The organism is Pseudomonas sichuanensis (assembly GCF_003231305.1).
GTDB classification, from domain to species: Bacteria; Pseudomonadota; Gammaproteobacteria; order Pseudomonadales; family Pseudomonadaceae; genus Aquipseudomonas; species Aquipseudomonas sichuanensis.
The window spans coordinates 1-18,839 of sequence record NZ_QKVM01000042.1 but is presented as its reverse complement, the minus strand read 5'-3'; the positions used below and the strand labels follow the sequence as shown (position 1 = coordinate 18,839).

6 protein-coding genes are annotated in these 18,839 nt (G+C 64.3%); 3 read left to right on the top strand and 3 right to left on the bottom strand.

All coding sequences use genetic code 11. The features are described from left to right. Positions 1 to 6 precede the first annotated feature (6 nt). On the bottom strand, positions 7 to 10,833 hold the full coding sequence (locus DM373_RS20040; protein ID WP_110995217.1) for a peroxidase family protein: 10,827 nt from the start codon (positions 10,831 to 10,833) through the stop codon (positions 7 to 9). 652 nt (positions 10,834 to 11,485) lie between these two features. Between DM373_RS20040 and DM373_RS20035 the strand changes: the two genes are divergently transcribed. Genes DM373_RS20035 through DM373_RS20025 form a run of 3 tightly spaced genes read left to right on the top strand, consistent with a single transcriptional unit; the run spans position 11,486 to position 15,905 of the window. Beyond that, positions 11,486 to 13,228, top strand: coding sequence for a type I secretion system permease/ATPase (locus DM373_RS20035; RefSeq protein ID WP_110995216.1), 1,743 nt, complete (start codon positions 11,486 to 11,488; stop codon positions 13,226 to 13,228). 12 nt (positions 13,229 to 13,240) lie between these two features. Continuing rightward, positions 13,241 to 14,575, top strand: coding sequence for an HlyD family type I secretion periplasmic adaptor subunit (locus tag DM373_RS20030; protein ID WP_244215100.1), 1,335 nt, complete (start codon positions 13,241 to 13,243; stop codon positions 14,573 to 14,575). A gap of 1 nt (position 14,576) precedes the next feature. Then, entirely contained in the window at positions 14,577 to 15,905 is a 1,329-nt protein-coding gene (locus tag DM373_RS20025; protein WP_110995214.1) for a TolC family outer membrane protein, read from the top strand. A gap of 227 nt (positions 15,906 to 16,132) precedes the next feature. On the opposite strand, the gene DM373_RS28805 is transcribed toward DM373_RS20025, so the two are convergent. Both DM373_RS28805 and DM373_RS20020 read right to left on the bottom strand, forming a co-directional pair. Then, a complete protein-coding gene (locus tag DM373_RS28805; protein ID WP_157966861.1) occupies positions 16,133 to 16,507 on the bottom strand; it encodes a hypothetical protein in 375 nt (124 codons plus the stop codon). Between the two features lie 32 nt (positions 16,508 to 16,539). Then, the coding region (locus DM373_RS20020; protein WP_167409848.1) for an RHS repeat-associated core domain-containing protein at positions 16,540 to 18,839 on the bottom strand (2,300 nt) is incomplete at its 5' end.

Genomic DNA, 18,839 nt, shown 5'->3' with positions numbered 1-18,839 from the left:
CACGCCTCAGGTCAGCAGAAAATCCGCCGCCGTCACGCTGGTCGCATCCCCTACCCCCACCAGGCGAATGGTGTCGGTGGCACCGGCGAAGCTGACCAGGGTATCGGCCCCCACATCGGCGATGGTCACGTTGGCGGCAAAAGTCGCCGCCGTGATGTTCATCGCCGAGATGTCCAGCCGGTCCTGGCCGCCTGCCGGGGCAGCATCGAAGCCGAACACCTGGTCGGTGCCGAAGCCTGCGGCGAACACGAAGACATCGTTGCCGTCGAGCGCCACCAGCGAGTCGTTGCCGGCCCCGCCGGTGACCGTGTCGTTGCCCGCGCCGCCATCGATGAAGTCATCGCCGGCCCCGCCCAGCAAGGTGTCGTTGCCGCCACCACCGAGCACGGTGTCGTTGCCGTCACCGCCCTCCAGCCGGTCGACACCCATGCCGCCATCGAGGTTGTCGTTGCCCACCCCGCCCAGCAAGGTGTCATCGCCATTGCCGCCGTTTAGCACATCGTCGCCGGCACCGCCATCGAGGGTGTCATTGTTGCCACCGCCGTCGAGGGTGTCGTTGCCAAGGCCACCGAACAACTGGTCGTTGCCGGCGTCGCCATTGAGCGTGTCGTTGCCGGCATTGCCGTTGAGAGTATCGTCGCCACCGGCACCATTGAGGGTGTCGTTGCCGGCACCGCCGGTGATGACGTTGCCGAGGTCGTTGCCCAAGCCTGTGAAGTTGCCCACACCGGTGTAGGTCAGGTTCTCGACGTTGGCGGTCAGCGCATAGCTGGCCAGCGAGGTGCGCACGGTATCGATACCACCGCCTGCGGCCTCGACCACCACATCGTTGCCGGCATCGATCACGTAGGTATCGTTGCCGGCGCCGCCCACCAGCCGGTCATCACCCGCACCGCCATTGAGCGTGTCGTTGCCGCTCCCGCCGGTGATGGTGTTGGCCAGCCCGTTGCCGGTACCGGAGAAGTTGGCGCTGCCGGTGTAGGTCAGGTTCTCGACCTCGTTGCCGAGCACGTAGCTGGCCAGGCTGGTCTGCACCAGGTCGACACCGCCGCCGGCCGCTTCGATGACCGTGTCGCCGAGGTTGTCGACCACGAAGGTGTCATTGCCGGCACCGCCGTTCAGGGTGTCGGCGCCCAGCCCGCCGTTGAGGACATCGTTGCCGTCCTCGCCGTTGAGCACGTCGTCACCGTCGCCGCCGTTGAGCGTGTCGTTACCGACGCCGCCGAACAGCTGGTCGAACCCGGCCAAGCCATTGAGCGTGTCGTTACCGCCCAGGCCCAGCAGCACATCGTTGCCCACCGTGCCATTGAGGGTGTTGGCCGCGTTGGTGCCTTGCAGCACGATACCCGGTATCACCGCCACCGCCGCCGTGGCCGCCGAGGTCACCACCTCCTGTTTGCCGAAGCCGTCGGTGTAGCGCACGATCACCCGCAGTTGCTGATTGCCCTGGGCCAGGCCCGGGGTGAAGCTGGCCGTCGTGGCGCCGGCGATGTCGTTGAAGTTGCCGCCCAGCCCCTGCTGCCACTGGAAGCTGAAGGCGCCCAGGCCGTCGAGGTCGGCGATGCTGCCGGTCAGCGCGGTCAGGGTCTGGCCCTGGTCCGGTGTGGTGTCGCTGATCAGCACCGCGCCGGTTGGCGCGTCGTTGACGTTGAGCACCGGCAGCGTCGGGTCGGAGGTGGCCACCTCGGCCACGCCGAAGTCATCGATGTAGTGCACCAGCACGCGTATCTGCTGGCCGACCTGGGCCTGGCCAAGGGTGAAGCTGGTGCCGATGGCACCGGCGATGTTCACCCAGCCCACGCCCACGTTCGACTGCCACTGCACGCTGAACTGCGGGTTGCTCAGGCCATCGGCGTCGACGATGGCCGCAAGGTTTGCGGTGAGCACCTGGTTCTGCGCCGCCAGCCCGGTCACGCTCGGCCCTGCGCTGGGGGCGCTGTTGGCCGAGGAGTCGACGATTTCCAGCGTGCCCTTGGCGTCCTGGTACACCGCCCGCACGCGGATGTTCAGCCCCGCCACATCGTCCGCCACCCGGTAGGTGCTGCCGGTCGCCCGCGACACTTCACCGGCGGCGACAAAGGTGATGTCTTCATAGACGCCGGTGCCAGGGATGGTCTCGACCTGCCAGTAGTAGGCCACAGGCCCGGTCACCGCGCCGCTGGCGTTGCCTGCGCCGACGTTGTCGGCGTCGTGCACGCCACGGTTGCTCACCCGCAGCAACTGGCCGGCCACCGGGGCATCGGCCCGCGCGCCGCTGGCGTCGTCGAGGATCGCCAGGTGGCCCGCAGGGCCATTGTTGACGGCGGTCCCCACGCCCGAGGCCTGGGCGCGGTCGGCAAACTGCAGGCGTTCGATGCCGGTCAGGCGGTCCACGCCATCACGGCCCACTACGGTATCGGTGATGATGACCGTGTCGCCCTCGATGCTGATGCGGTAGTCGGTGGCGATGCCGCTGAACACCGCGGTGTCGTAGCTGTTGTCGCCACTGAGGATCTCCCGCACGATCACCAGCTGCCCGGGGTTGTAGGTGCCGTTGAGCATCAGCGGCACCATCGGCTCCATGCTGTCGAAGGTGGCGATTTCCGGGCCGGTTCCGTCGTGGTTGGCGCGCACGCTGATGCGTACGTTCAGCCACTTGTCCCCGTCGAGGATGTCGTCGCCGCCGCGCCCTTCGATCAGGTCACTGCCGCTGCCGCCGAGGATGATGTTGCCGCCATCGAAGAAGGTCGCGCCGGCCGCCAGCAGGTCGACCAGGCCGTTGATCAGGCCGATGTTGGTCAGCACGCTGCCGGTGGCCCCGGCGGTGGGCAGCGAGGTGGCATCCTCGTTGTCGCCGCGCAGGAAGTCGCCATGGGCCGAGCCCGACAGGCCTTCCATGATGTCGAAGCGCACCAGCGCCGAAGCGCCCGAGCCCGGCACCAGCGGCACATCGAAGAAGCGGTCGCTGTAGTCGATGGAAACGCCCTGGGCCAGGTCCTTGAAGGTCGCCCAGTCATAACCCGAACCGCCGATGTAGCGGTCACCGAAGCCGAGGCTGCCGACCATGATGTCGTCGCCGCCTTCACCGTTGAACTTGTCGTTCTCGTTGCCGCCGATAAACACGTCGTTGCCGATGATCGGGTCGTTGCCGAGCGGGTCGAAGTTGTCGCCGGGCGCACCGTCCGAGGTGCCCTTCTCGATCCAGTCGTCGCCTTCGTTGCCCATGTCCTGCTCGTTGGCCTTGCTGCCCAGGATGAAGTCGTTGCCCTGGCCGCCGATGGCTTCGCTGGCATCCTCGCCGGTGACGATGAAGTCGCTGCCGAAGCCGCCGATGATCAGGTTGATGCCGTTGCCGCCGTGCAGCACATCGTTGCCGTCGCCGCCCTGGATGTTATCGTCGCCGCCGGTGTCGCTGATGATGTCGTCGCCGGCGCCACCGCGCAGTTGGTCGTTGCCGTCGCCACCGTCGATCCGGTCGTTGCCGGCATCGCCCCACACCGTGTCGTCGTCCTCGCTGGCGATGAGGATGTCATCGCCGTTGGTGCCACCGAGCACGATGTGCTCGTCACCGGTGTAGCGGATGTAGTTGCCGTCGGGGCCAGCGGTCAGCGGGTTGTCACGGAACACCACCTGATGGCCGTTGTCGTCCAGCGGGTCGGCGTTGCCCAGGCCGTCGTTGTACTGCTTGGAGCGGTCCACTTCCAGGTAGAAGCCAGGGTCGGAGAACACCAGGCCCGGCAGGTGGGTGGCCGAGGTGTTGGCCATGATCAGCTTGGCGAACGAGTTGCTTTCCAGCTCCGCGTTCATCGACAGGCCGGCGGTGCGCTCCAGGTAATAGAAGCGGTCACCGTCCTGCAGTTTCTCCAGCTGGTTCTCGAACACGAAGTTGAAGGTGCTGCCGAGCATGCCACCGAACGGTGTCTTCGCTTCGGCCAGGCCGCCGATCCACAGGTCGATGGCATCCACCCCGGTGATCGTCACCCCCTTGAGGTCGTCGGCGGTGCCCAGCACGCCATCCTTGCCGGCCTTGGTCACGTTGGCCCAGGCACCACTGCCGTTGAGGAAGTCCAGGCGGTCGCTGGGCGCACCGCTGCCACCGAACACCAGGGCCAGGGCGGCGTCACGCTTGCCCTCGAGGGTGGTCGCTGCGGTGATGCTGGAGTGGGTGCCGTAGGCGGCGATGAAGTTGATCAGCGATTCCGGGTGCTTGAGGTGCTGCACCAGGTCGACCCAACTGGTGTATGGCTTGAGCTGGGTGTCACCGGTCTGGCCATAGATGTCGCGGCGCAGGGCGTTGAGCGACGGGATACCGACATCGCGGCCGCGGGCGATGTTGATCGCCGGCAGGTCCAGCGGCAGGCCCAGCAGGTTGTTGCGCAGCGCCTCGGTGACGAACTCGTCGATCTCGTTGCCGGCCTGGCGGGTCACCCCGCGCACGATGGCGCTGGTCGCCTCCTCGGGGGTCACGCCACTGGCGGCATAGGCCAACGGGTTGAGGAACGCCGCGATCAGGCCCATCTGCTGGTCGGGGTTGGCGCTGGCCGGGTCGCCGATCACCTTGAAGTCGATGTCGAAGCGGTCGACCGTTTCGGTCAGCATCGAGTGGCCGAAGCGGTATACGGTGTGCGCGAACTCGGCGACGATCGAGGCATCGAGGTCGACGTCATACACCTGGGTCGGGGCGAAGAACAGGTCGACCCGCGGCTGGATGGTGCGGGCGAACTCCTCGAACACCAGGTGCTGGTACTGCATCTCGGTGCCGAACTTGGCGGCCTGGAACAGCCGCTCGCCGTTCCACACCAGCGCGTCGATCTCGGCCTGGGTGACCGGCAACGCCGCCACCGGGTCGAGCAGCCACTCGTTGAGGAAGGCCACATCGTGGGAGTCGAGCACCGTGTCCTTGGTCTGCGCCACCAGCCGGTTGTGCTCGGCATGGAAGATCGCATGCACGGCGGTCAGGCCGATGTTCTCGTTTACCCGGCCGTCACCGGCGATGTAGTGGGCGTCGAGCAGCTCGTTGTCGTAGGCGGTGTTGGCACCGGTCTGCGGGTTGAACGGCACGGCGTTGCCAATCGCATCGCCGGCATCCGGCGCCAGCACGCCGCCGCTGAACACCGGCACGGCGTTGTGGGCGATGTCGGCAAGGAACTGATGGCCGGTGCGCACGGCATTGCTCAGGTCGATCGGCGCCAGCGGGTTGCCTTCGACCAGCACGTCATCGGCGGTGCCGCCCAGGCCGTCAGCCCCCTTCATCACCACCATCGGGTAGCCGTTGGGCCCCTTGATGAAGTTGCCGTAGGCGTCGGTGGCCAGCAGCGGCACGTTGTCCACGTCGGCGTCGGTGAGGTGGATGCCCAACACATCGTTGGCCTGGGCCTTGACCACTTTCCAGGTGGCCATGCCGCCGATCTCGCTGTCGTCGCCGGTGCCGTACTTGCCGTCGGCGCCCAGGTCACGGTTGGTGATCAAGCGGCCGGTGGCGATCGGGCCATCATCGGTCAGCTGGTAGCCGCGCAGGAATACCTGATGCGACGGGTGCGAGCTGTAGGTCTGGTTCTGGTCGACGAACGGCGTGGTAGTGTTGGTGTGCTCGTGGACATCGTCGGCGGTGCCCAGCACGCCGTCGGCGCCGGGCAGGTTGGTGGCGCGGGTCAGCACCATGAAGTTGGAATGCCCGCCCGGCACGTACAGCGGGTCGTCCGCTTGCAGGGGGATGAAGATGGTGCCCGAGCCGCCCTTGGTCACCAGGTCCAGGCCGTGGTCGAAGAACTGCCCGAAGAAGGTCATCCAGGCGTTGAACGGCGCGGACAAGCCGGCATCCGGCGCGGTGTTCTCGAACAGATACACGTCGTGGTCATCAACGGTGCCGAACTGGCCGTCCATGCCAGGGCTGGCAACGATGCGCACGCCATCCTTGAGCACGTCATCACTGCCTGGCGCGCCGAAGTCGAGGTGGCCGTTGGCACCGGGGTCATAGGCGGTGGCATAGGCGGCCGGGTTATTCGAGGTCTGGTCGACGATCAGGTTGCTGATGGTGCGCGGCTGCGAGTCGAACACGTTGCCGCTGGTCTGCTGGTACGAGGTCGCCGGGCTGGCCGGCGAACCTGGGCCGAAGAAGCCGGCCGGGGCGCCTTCGGCCGAATTGAACACCGGGTCGCTCAGGCGTGGGAACACGTTGTCGGCGGCACCGTATTCGGTGTGGTTGTTGCCGTTGAGGTTCATCAGGTTGTTGTTCGAGCCATCGACCGCACGCAGGCCCAGCGGCGCGCGGATGTTGGGGATCAGCGAGAGGATGTCCTGCCCGGCCGCGTCGGCTTCGGCGATCTTGATCTGCGCGAGGATGAAGTTGAGGTCCGAGCGCACCATGTGCAGGCCGGCGCCGCCGTCGGTGGCATCCACCACCGGGGTTGGCGCCGTGGGCACCACCGGCGCGCCGGGCTCCACCACGGTGGTGGGCTGGGAGAACAGGATTTCGGTGGTGCCGTGGCCATCCTGGTAGATCGCCTTGACCCGCAGCGATAGGCCGGCAAGGTCCGGCGAGACCTTGAACGCCGTGCCGTCGGCGCTCTGGAACGCCAGGTCGCCGGCCGGCAGCAGGATGATGTCCTGGAACACGCCACTGCCCGGGTCGGCCTCGAACTGCCAGTAGTACGAGACCGAGCTGTTGGCCAGAGTGCCCAGCGGGTTGCCGGCGCCGACGTTGTTGGCATCGCGCACCCCGGCCACGCTCACGGTGAGGGTGTCGCCCACGGTGATCGCGCCGCCGTTGCCGTCGCTGATGGTCGGGCTGCCGGTCGGTTGCGCATTCGCCCCCGGCACCAGCACGCGCTGGCCGTCGGCGAACTGCAGGCGCTCGATGTGCAGCAGGGTGTCGGTGCCGTCGCGGCCGGCCACGCTGTCGGCCACGGTCCACACGTCATCCGCCGTGTCGGCGGTGCCACGGTCGTTCCGGGTGACCTGGTACTCGCTCTGCAGCCCGGAGAAGATCGCCGTGTCGAAGGCCGCGCCATCGGTGGAGGTGCCGGGCAGGATCTCGCGCACCGCCTTGAGCTGGCCGGGGTTGTAGGTACGGTCGAGCATGAACGGGATCATGCCGACCATGCTGTCGAAGCTGGCGATCTCGGGGCCGGTGTGGTTGACGTCGCCCGGGGCATACACTGCGATGCGCACGTTGATCCACTTGTCGCCGTCGATCAGGTCATCGCCGCCACGGCCTTCGATCAGGTCGCTGCCGTTACCGCCAAGGATGATGTTGCCGGTGGCAAAGCCTGTGGTCGGCAGCCCGGCATCGGCCAGGAACTGCTGCAGCCCGCGGATCAGCTGGACGTTGGTCAATGCACTGCCGGTGGCGCCGCCGTGGTTGAGGATGGTCACCGCATCCACGTCGTCGCCCTTGAGCACGTCGGCGAACTTCGAGCCGGACAACCCCTCCACTTCGGCGAAGCGGTCGAGGATCGAGGCCGGCGAGGCGCCGACCGGGTTGAACACCCCGGCGTTCTGGTTCGGCGCGTTGCCATGGGGCTGGGCCAGCGCGGCCAGGCTCAGGTCGGCGGTGACGCCCACCTGGTCGTTCTTGTAGGTGATCCAGTCGAAACCGGACATGCCGTCCATCTTGTCCTGGGCATCGCTGCCGACGAAGATGTCGTCGCCGCCCTCGCCGATCATTTCATCGAAGCCGCCACCGCCGACGAAGATGTCGTTGCCGACCACGTCATCGGTGAGCAGCGGTGCGAAGTTGTCGCCCGGCGCGCCGTCCTGGGTGCCCTTCTCGATCCAGTCGTCGCCTTCGTTGCCGGTGGGCGGCAGGTTGGTCTTGGCACCGAGGATGAAGTCGTCGCCCTGGCCGCCGAAGGTGGTGGTGATGTCTTCGGTGGTGACGATGAAGTCCTGGCCGTCGCCGCCGAGTATCAGGTTGCCGGCGGCCAGCATGCTGCCGGCGATGATCACGTCGTTGCCGGCATTGCCTTCCAGGCGGTTGTCGCCGAACGAGTCGGTGATGATGTCGTCGCCCGCGCCACCCAGCACCGCATCGTTGCCGGCACCGCCTTCGAGGCGGTCGTTGCCGCCGTCGCCATACAGAGTGTCATCGCCGTCGCCGGAAATGATGATGTCGTCGCCCGCGGTGCCGCCGAGCACCACATGGTCCTCACCGGTGTAGTGCAGGAAGTTGCTGTCGCCGCCCACGGTGTCGGGGTTGTCGCGGATCACCAGCGGCACGATCTCGACGCCATTGATCATCAGCCCGCCGGTGGGGTCGGCACGGCCGTCTGCGCCCAGGCCTGTGTACTGGTTGGCCTGGTTGACCTCAAGGGTGAAGGTCGGGGTTAGGAACACCGTGTTGGACAGGTGGGTGACATCGGTGTTGAGCATGATCAACTTGGCGAACGAGTTGTTCTCAAGCTCAGTGCCGAAGTTGAGGCCCGCGGTGCGCGACAGGTAATAGAAGCGGTCGCCGTTCTGCAGCGCTTCGAGCTGGGTTTCGAAGACGAAGTTGAAGCTTGAGCCGAGCATGCCGCCGAAGGGCATTTTCTGCTCGGCCAGGCCGCCGACCCAGAAGTCGATGCTGTCGACGCCGGTGATGGTCACGCCACTGACGTCGTCGGCGGTGTTCATCACGCCGTCCTTGCCGGCCAGGGTGACATTGGCCCAGGCCCCGGTGCCGTTGAGGAAGTCCAGGCGGTCGCCCGGTGCCCCACTGCCGCCGAACACCAGCGCCAGGGCAGCGGCGCGTTTGTCTTCCAGCGTGGTCGCCGAGGTGATGCTGCTGTGGCTGCCGTAGGCGGCGATGAAGTTGACCAGCGAGGCCGGATGTTTGAGGTGCTCGGCGAAGTCGACCCAGCTGATGTACGGCTTGAGCTGGCTGTCGCCGGTGGAATGGTAGAACTCGCGGCGCGCCTGGTTGAGGCTGGGGATGCCGGTGTCACGGCCACGGGCCAGGTTCAGCGCCGGCAGGTCCAGCGGCAAGCCCAGGAGGTTGTTGCGCAGTGCCTCGGTGACGAATTCGTCGATCTCGTTGCCCAACTGGCGGGTCACGCCGCGGATGATCGCCCCGGCCGCTTCGTCGGCGGTAGCGCCGCTGCCGGCGAAGGCCAGCGGATTGAGGAAGGCGGCAATCAGGCCCAGTTGCTGGTCGGGGTTGTTCGGGTCGCTGAGCACCGGGTTGAACGCGGGGTCGAAGCGGTCAACGGTCTCGGTCAGCATCGAGTGGCCGAAGCGGTACACCACGTGGGCGAACTCGGCGAGGATCGCCGGGTTGATCGAGGTGTCGTAACCGTTGGGGGCGAGGAACTCGTCCACCTGCGGCTGGATGGTGCGGGCGAACTCCTCGAACACCAGGTGCTGGTACTGCATCTCGGTGCCGAACTTGGCGGCCTGGAACAACCGCTCGCCATCCCATACCAGGGCGGCGACCTGGGCGGGTGTGGTCGGCAGTGCGGCCACATCGTCCACCAGCCATTGGTTGAGGAAGGCCAGGTCACCCGAGGCGAGGATGGTGTCCTTCGACTGCTGCACCAGGCGGTTGTGCTCAGAGTGGAACACATGGTGCACGGCGGTCAGGCCGATGTTCTCGTTGGCACGGCCATCGCCGGCGATGTAGTGGGCGTCGAGCAGTTCGTTGTCGTAGGTCAGGTTGCTGCCGCCCGGGCCTGGGGGCTGGGAGTTGCCGATGCTGTTGTCGGCGTCGGCCTGCAGCACGCCACCGACCGAGACCGGCTCGGCATTGTGGGCGATGTCATCGAGGAAGCCATGGCCGGTGCTCACCGCGTTGGCCAGGCTGATCGGCGCGGCGCGGTTGCCCTCGACCAGTTGGGTCAGGTCATCGGCGGTCCCCGCGATGCCGTCGGCACCATTGCCGATACGGATCACCACCTGCGGCATGCCGTTGGGGCCCTTGATGAAGTTGCCATAGGCATCGGTGGCCAACAGCGGCACGTTGTGCACGTTGGCGTCGGTCAGGTCGATGCCGAGGATGTCGCGGGCCTGGGCCTTGACCACCGCCCAGGTGGCCATGCCGCCGTTCTCGCCACTGCCATCGTCGGCGGTGCCGAACTTGCCGTCGGCGCCCAGGGCGCGGTTGGTGATCAAGCGGCCGGTGGCCACCGGGTCGCCGCCGGCATCGAGGGTGTATTCGCGCAGGAACACCTGGTGCGAGGGGTGCGAGCTGTAGGTCTGGCTCTGGTCGACGAACGGCGAGGTGGTGTTGAGCTGGCCATCGTCGGCGGTGCCAAGCACGCCATCGGCGCCGGCGGTGTGCACCGCGCGCGGCAGCACCATGAAGTTGGTCTGCCCGCCCGGCACATACAACGGGTCGTCCGGCTGCAGCGGAATGAACACGATGGCGCTGCTGGTCTTGGTAACCAGGTCCAGGCCGTGGTCGAAGAACTGGCCGAAGAACGTCATCCAGGAGTTGAAGCCGGCGGTCAGGCCGGCATCCGGCGACTCGTTGGGGATGAAGAACACTTCTTTGTCGTCGGCGGTGCCGAACACGCCGTCCACGCCGGGGCTGATCACCGGTGCGGCGCCGCCATTGGCCTCGACCGCCGCCGGGTTGTGCGCGGTCTGGTCGACGATCAGGTTGCTGATGGTGCGCGGCTGCGAGTCGACCACCGTGCCGCTGGCGGCGTAGGCCGCGCGGTACTGGGCATCGAGCAGGCGCAGGAACGAATTGTCGGCGGCGCCGAACTCGCTCTGCCCGGCCACCAGGTTGTTGTAGCTGCCGTCGACGGTGCGCAGGCCGAACGGCACCTGGCTGTTGGGCAGCAGCTCGATAAGGCTGGCGCCGTTGGCATGGGCTTCGGCGATGAAGATTTGCTTGAGGATGAACTCCAGGTCGGACTTGCTGAAATTGGCCATTTTCGGTTGACCTCGATCGGTATGGGGGGCGAACGCGGGGCGCAGGCGCCCGTCGCGCCCATTCGTAGGCGTGCACGGTTTGCAGCGTTTTCTTTTCGCGATACGGGGCGCGCAAAACCGTTACCCGCCGGGCGGGCTACGTGCCTGGAGTTCGCGCAGGTTCAGGTTCGTCGGGCACTCAGGCGCGACGGCCCCAGGCCCTGGGTGGGCCGTGACTACGAGAGGTGGGGGATAACGTCCTGTAGAGCCCATTCACTCGGTACAAGAACAGAGGGCTGGTCATGTTCTGCTCCCACAGGAATGTCAGCGGGGGCTCGCGGGGCCGAGGCGACAACAGGGCCTCGGGCAAAGTTCCGACGAACTGACTAAGACTAAAGTTGTAGGCAAAAAAATTGTCAATATTACGTCGATAAAAAAGATTTGATCCCGCTAATCGTTCTCAACTGGCTGTTTTTAATGAGATTTGTGAGGAATCTATAGAGCAAAAACGTATTACAAAATATTTCTCACAACCTACGCTCCTGCTTGTGGGGCACTGCAGCGTGTTCGGATTACCCGCCAAAAGAGCGACCAGCCTGCGTGCCAATCAGCTTCCACACCTACTGCTACCTGGGCTGCCGCAAGAGCACCCGGTTTTCTGGAGGGAGGCCTCATGCCCAAGCACACATCCACCCGCTCCGAGCTCGCCGAGGCACTGTTTCAAATGCGACGCAGTTTCTATTCGCTCGCAGGGTTCAGCGGGGTGATAAACGTCATGATGTTGACACCTGCCGTGTACATGCTGCAGGTCTACGACCGCGCACTGGTGAGCCGCAACGTCACCACCCTGGCCATGCTGACGGTGCTGGTGGTGGGCCTGTTCCTGCTGATGTCCACCCTGGAGATGCTGCGCACCCGGGTGCTGATCCGGGTGGGCAACTGCCTGGACATGGCCCTCAACCGGCGCACCTTCAGCGCCGCCTTCGAGCGCAACCTCAGCCGCGCCGGCGGCAGCCCCGGCCAGGCCCTGCAGGACCTGGCGCAACTGCGTCAGTTCCTCACCGGCAATGGCCTGTTCGCCTTCTTCGATGCCCCCTGGACGCCGATCTACCTGCTGGTCGCCTACCTGATCCACCCGCTGCTGGGGCTGGTCACGCTGATCGGCTCGATGATCCTGGTAGGCCTGGCCTGGCTCACCGAAAAGGCCACCCACCAGCCGCTGGCCGAAGCCAACCAGGCGGCGCTGTCGTCGGCCAACTACGCCAACAACAACCTGCGCAACGCCGAGGTGATCGAGGCCATGGGCATGCTGCCGGCCATCAGCCAGCGCTGGTTCAAGGGCCACCTGCGCATCCTGCAGATGCAGACCCTGGCCTCCGACCGCGCCGCGCTGATCAGCAGCACCGGGCGCTTCGTACGCATCACCCTGCAGTCGCTGATCCTCGGCAGCGGCGCGTTGCTGGCGATCGAAGGCAAGATCACCCCGGGGATGATGATCGCCTGCTCGATCCTCACCGGCCGCGCCCTGGCCCCGGTGGAACAGGTGATTGCCTCGTGGAAGCAACTGCTCGCTTGCCGCCTGGCCTGGGGCCGGCTCAACGCGCTGTTGCACGACTACCCACGGCGGCCGCCGAGCATGTCGCTGCAGCGCCCGCAGGGCATGCTCGCGGTGGAGAACGTGTTTGCCGGCGCCCCCGGCACCGGCAACACCATCCTGCGCGGGGTGAGCTTCAGCCTTGCGCCGGGCGAAAGCCTCGGCATCATCGGCCCGTCCGCCTCGGGTAAGTCCACCCTCGCCCGCCTGCTGGTCGGCGTATGGCCTACCCAGGCTGGCAAGGTGCGCCTGGACGGCGCCGACCTGTTCACCTGGAACAAGGCCGAGCTGGGCCCCTGGCTCGGCTACCTGCCCCAGGACGTGGAGCTGTTCGAAGGCAGCATCGCCGACAACATCGCGCGGTTTGGCGAGGTGGACAGTGATGCGGTGATCCGCGCCGCCAAAATCAGCGGCGTGCACGAGATGATCCTGCGCCTGCCCCAGGGCTACGACACCCGCCTGGGCAACGACGGCAGCCCGCTGTCCGGTGGCCAGAAGCAACGCATCGCCCTGGCCCGCGCGCTGTATGGCGAACCCAGCCTGATCGTGCTGGACGAGCCCAACGCCAACCTCGACGACCTCGGCGAAAAGGCCCTGGTGGACGCCATGGCCGAGCTCAAGGCCCGGGGTGCGACGGTGATCCTGGTTTCGCACCGGCCCAATGTGCTGTGCGCCGTCGACAAGGTGCTGATGCTGCGCGACGGCACCGTGCAGATGCTCGGCAGCCGCGACGAAGTGTTCGCCGCGCTGCGCAAGGCCAGCGTGATGCCGGCGGGCACGGCGGCACCCACCCCACTGGCCGCGGTCAAGGCTCGGGAGTGACAGATCATGCAGATGAACATGCCCACAGAAACCACCGCTAACGCCACCGACCACGGCATCGACCTGAACGTCACTCGCCCTGCCCGCTGCGGCCTGTGGCTGATGCTCGCCGGCTTCGGCGGCTTCTTGATGTGGTCGTGGTTGGCGCCGCTGGATGCCGGCGTGGTGGCCACCGGCACGGTCAAGGTCACCAGCAACCGCAAGGCGGTACAGCACCTGACCGGCGGCACCGTCGAAGCGATTCTGGTGCGCGAAGGCGACCTGGTGAAGAAAGGCCAGGAAGTGGTGCGCCTGGATGCCTTGCGCGCCGTGGCCGAACAAGGCGCGGTCAGCGCCCAGTACATCGTCAGCAAGACCGTGGAGAACCGCCTGGAGGCCGAGCGTGACGGCGAGGACACAGTGACCTACGACCCCGACCTGCTGGCCCGCTTCGCCGGCGACCACCGCCTGCTGGCCGCGATGGACTTGCAGGAACACCTGCTCGATACCCGCCGCGCGGGCCTGGCCGGCGAGATCGACATCCTCGAAGAAAACCTCTCGGCCTCGGCGGTGCAGCTCAAGGGCCTGCAGCAGGTGTATGGCGCGCGCGCCTCGCAGATCGGCTTCCTCGACCAGGAACTGCACGGTACCCGCACCCTCGCCGCCGAAGGCTTCGTGCCGCGCAACCGCCTGCTGGAACTGGAACGCAGCCATGCCGACCTGTCCGCCGGCCAGGCCGAGAACCTCAACAACATCGCCCGGGTGCGCAGCCAGACCAGCGAAATCCGCCTGCGCATCCTGCAGCGCCAGCACGACTACCGCAAAGAGGTGCAATCGCAGCTGACCGACACCGCCAAGGAAAGCACCACCCTGGCCGACCGCCTGCGCGCGCTGGATTATGAAGTGGCGCACACGGTGATCCGCTCGCCGATCGACGGCATGGTCCAGGCCCTGAGCATCGCCACGGTCGGCGGGATCATCCAGCCCGGCGCCAAGATCATGGAGGTGGTACCGCTCGACGAGCCGCTGCAGGTGGACGCGATGATCCCGGTGCAGGCCATCGACAAGATGGTCCCGGGGCTTGCGGTGGACCTGTCCTTCCCGGCGTTCAACCACGCCCAGACCCCCAACATCCCCGGGCGGGTCAAGACCGTCTCGGCCGACCGGCTGCTGGACGAAGAAAGCAAGCAGCCGTTCTACCTGGCCCAGGTGGAGGTGACCCAGGCCGGCATGGCCCTGCTGGGCAGCAACCATATCCGCCCCGGCATGCCGGCCAGCGTCACCATCAAGACTGGCGAACGCAACCTGCTGAGCTACCTGCTCAAGCCGATGATCGAACGCGTCGACAGCGCCTTCAAGGAGCAATGATATGAACCGTCATTGCCTGTGCCTGTGCCTGCTGGGCCTGGCCCTGCCCGCCGGCGCCATGGACCTCAAGCAAGCCTGGGACCTGCTGCAGTACCAGGGCCCGGTGTACCGCGCCGCCGTGCATGAACAAGAGGCAGGCATGGAAAACCGTGCCATCGGCCGAGCAGGCCTGCTGCCGCAGATCAACGCCTCGGCCTACACCAGCAAGGTCAACGGCAACCAGCGCCAGAACGGCATCAACAACGACCTCGACTACGACTCCACCGGCGCCAACCTGCGCTTGCGCCAGCCGCTGTTCAACAAGCAGAAGATGGCCGAGTACCGCCAGGGCCAGCAACGTGCCGACTACAGCGTGGCGGTGTTCGATGCCAAGAGCCAGGACGCTGCGGTACGCCTGGCCGAGAGTTACTTCAACGTGCTGCTGGCCAGCGAGACCATCACCCTGGCCCACGCCAAGCTGAGCGCCTTCGACGAGCAACTGGCCTCGGCGAAACGGCGCATGGAACTGGGCGACGGCACCATCACCGACATCGACGAGTCGGCCGCGCGCCGCGACCTTGCAGAGGCCGAGCTGATCGAGGCACAGGACAACCTGGTCAACGCCCGCCGCCAGCTCGCCGAGTACATCGGTGAAACCCCTGAATCGCTGACCACCCTGCAACCGGGCTTCGCCACCCCACCGCTGCTGCCCGGCAACTTGCAGGATTGGCTGGTCAAGGCCCAGGCCGACAGCCCGCTGATCCATGCACGCCGCCACAGCCAGGCGATCGCCGAAGAAGAAGTGAAACGGGCCAAGGCCGGCCATTGGCCGACCCTGGACTTCGTCGCAGGCTATACCGCCGGCGAAAGCCAGTCGCTGTCGGAGCTTAACCAGCGCAACCACTACAGCTCGATCGGCCTGGAAATCAACATCCCGTTGTACAGCGGCGGCGGTGTCAGCGCCCTCAGCCGCCAGGCCAGCGCCAACAGCGCCAAGGCCCAGGACGAACTCGACGCCACCCGCCAGGAAGTCATCACCGGCACCACCCGCGAGTTTCGCGGCGTGCAGAGCGGCGCCCTGCGCATCCGCGCGCTGGAGAAGGCCGTGGTATCCAACGAGCGCTCGTTGCTGTCGACCCGCAAGGGCTTCAAGGAGGGGGGCATCAGCACCAACTCGGATGTGCTCAATGCCGAGGAGCTGCTGTTCGTGGCCAGGCACGACCTGTTCGAGGCCAAGTTGCGCTACTTGATGTCGCGCCTGCGCCTGGCCTCGTCGGTGGGTAGCCTGGGGGATGACGATATCGACCAGATCAACGATTACCTGGGGCCGGAGTTGCTGGTGAGCAAGTGAGGGGGATTGCTGGCAAAGCAGGGATTGCGCATGGTTTGAGGTCGATGCGATCGGAGTGGGAGTGACTTGCTCGAACTGCCATGTGGTGTGCTCTAACAATTGCGCCCCTGATCAATCATCCTTATTCGCACTCCATCGCGGGGCAAGCCCGTTCCCACAAAACTTTTCGTACAAATACTAGATAAAAGATGTAGTTTCGTAGCCACCCGCCTGCCTTTTCGGAGCGTTCAACTACCTTCGGATCTACTACCACTAAAAACCCTCACCCCATTAACAACTCTAATCAAGGCATAAAACCCTGCAAACTCAAAAAACTGCACCCCCCAATAATGAAGTCCATCGCGATGCGCGGAGACCGCAAAAAGAAAAATATGATAAATCGTTATCAAAACGGCAAAAATAAACGATTTTACAATCGTAGCTGAAGTGCTCTTGAAAATCACCAGTAGCCACGAGCAGAGAGGCACGAGCCCGGAAACGAGAATCACATGCCTTAATATCTGAAGCAGAGTGAGCTCTCCTCCCCGTGTCGCTAAATAACAGAAAAGCACATAAACCAGAATCGGCGGAATCGCAAGAAAAAACCTTAACACCTTCAACACAACAAACCACCTTGGCAAAGATCCCTAAAAAATTATTTCTTAGCACAGCCTGGCGACTCTGAATCACTAGCATCAGACATCAATCGTCGCGGATCATACTTGAACTTACCGTCAGAATCATAAGGAACAGGATTGGGATATATACCTTGAAACCATATATTCCCCCCATAAAACCGAGTGAGCAGTCCTGCCTCACTAAAGGCTTTATCATGATAAGCATCAATTGCATTCCCAGTAACACCATTTGCTCCATGGATCGCAACTTCAATCTGATCACTTTTTATCAAGCCACTCCTTATATTATTTGATATCTCGGCCTCGGACGAAGCAGTATACCCCCAAGTCCAGGCATTTATCATGCCGCCCCATAGCACAACATTAACATCCAAGCGCTCACCGCGACAGATATTGCCGGCAGTTTCATAGTAACTACTCAAATTGCCTTTCGTTTCGCAGGCCCGAATATCGTAATACATACAAGCACTCGTATCTCCTTTGCCATTCCAATCCCATGGCTTTAAGCCCATAGCGTCAGTCGCAGCCAAAGGGTTGCCATTCACGTACGAATATGCGTTGAGCCCGCCAACAAATCCGATCGGATCCTCCGATACGTAACGAGCACTCCTCGGATCGTAATAGCGGAACCGGTTGTAATGCAGCCCTGTCTCGTGATCTTGATATTGCCCCTGGAAGCGTATCGAGTTCCTCACTGCGCCAATAGCATCTAGAGCATCTTGCAAATCGATAAGATCTCCCCAAGCCGTGTAGCGTGCCGCCCACACCACACGGCCTTCCTCATCCGTCAGCTCCATCGGTGTGCCCAAATGATCACATTGGTACCAGTAGATGCTGTCGAACGTTTGAGGCTTCACCTCGGTGTGCCACAGGGGATCTTGGTCAAAATCATATTCACGTCCATTCCAGTCTGGTTGCTTGTGCAGGCGAACCGGACCATTGCGCACCGCTTGGGCCACCGGCACAAAACTGCCTGGCAGATATAGGTAGTGCACCGTCCTGCCGGTATCACTGTCGTCACGTGGCGGGGAACTCTCCCAGGCAAGCGCGTTGCCATCCCAGCCGAACAGCGTGAAGCCGCATTTCAACTCGCGCTGTCGTTTGGCTCGCTGCATCTGGTTCCAGCCAGTACCGGCTTCAGGCCTATCCCAGTAATGGGCAACGGAATGCTTGTGCAACCTGCGCCCCAGCGCGTCATAGCTGTAGTCGACCTTGAGCTTGTCATCGTTGTAATGCGTCAGGCGATCGAACAAGTCCCAGGTCAGATGAGCATGCTTGCCCTCTTGCAGCCGGTGAATCAGGTTGCCGCGCTCGTCGTATTTGAAATGGACACCGCCGTATTCGCGCAAGCGGTTGTCCATCAGCTTCCCATGCCTGGCCTTTTCTTCCAGGGGGCGATTGAGTTGTTGGGCTTCGTCAATGAGGTTACCCGCGGGATCGAACGCGAAAGTTTCAACGCCTAGACAGCTGGTGGCCTGCAGCAGCCGGCCAAGCGGGTCGTATTGATAAGCCAATTGCCCACGACGCGTATCGCGAATACCGGTCAGTTGGCCGACCGGGTCGTATTGATACTCCCGTTTGAGCAGGACAGATTCGCCATCGACTCCGCCAATCAATTGCTCTTGCGGCCTTCCCCGCGGAGTCCACTGCTGCTTGTGCATAAGTTTGTTGCCTTGGTGACGGACAATTTCGCGGTGCAAGTCGTCACGCTCGAAGGCGAGCATTTCGTGATGATCGAGCGTCATGCCGCCAACATGGCCGCTGCCGTAAGTCAACCAACTGACCTTATGGCCATCGGGCCGGATGGTTGCCACACGCTGGTTCAACGCATCGTATTCATGCTGCCAGACGGCAACCATGGGTGTGCCGATACCCAGATAGTGCTGGTGCTCGCAGACCATGTTGCCGGCTTCGTCATGGAACCATTGCAACATGCTGACGGCATTGCGGGCCTGGAGCAGTTGGCCATTGCCGTTGTAGGCATAATGCTCCGATTCCACCTGTTCACCCAGGCTGGCAGTACGTTCGATCAGTCGCCCCATGCGATCGAAACGCATGGTTACGCGACGCTGGCCAACCTGCGTGAACGCCAGCCGCCCGGTATGCACGTCATACCGATAGTGCTTTGCCAAACCGTCGAAACCGGTTTCCTGCGACAAGCGTCCGACCAGGTCATAGCAGAATGTCGCTCTACTTCCGTTCTGGTTGTCCAGGCATACCAATCGACCTAGCTTGTCCCAGTGGTAGCGCAACGTGTACCCCGCTGCATCGACACGCTCGCTTGGCAACCCAGCATGGGTATAGCTCCAGGTAGTAG

Bases quoted from the DNA above. Each gene is read 5' to 3' on its own strand.
- DM373_RS20040 (WP_110995217.1), bottom strand. From the start codon at position 10,833: ATGGCCAATTTCAGCAAGTCCGACCTGGAGTTCATCCTCAAGCAAATC.
- DM373_RS20035 (WP_110995216.1), top strand. From the start codon at position 11,486: ATGCCCAAGCACACATCCACCCGCTCCGAGCTCGCCGAGGCACTGTTT.
- DM373_RS20030 (WP_244215100.1), top strand. From the start codon at position 13,241: ATGAACATGCCCACAGAAACCACCGCTAACGCCACCGACCACGGCATC.
- DM373_RS20025 (WP_110995214.1), top strand. From the start codon at position 14,577: ATGAACCGTCATTGCCTGTGCCTGTGCCTGCTGGGCCTGGCCCTGCCC.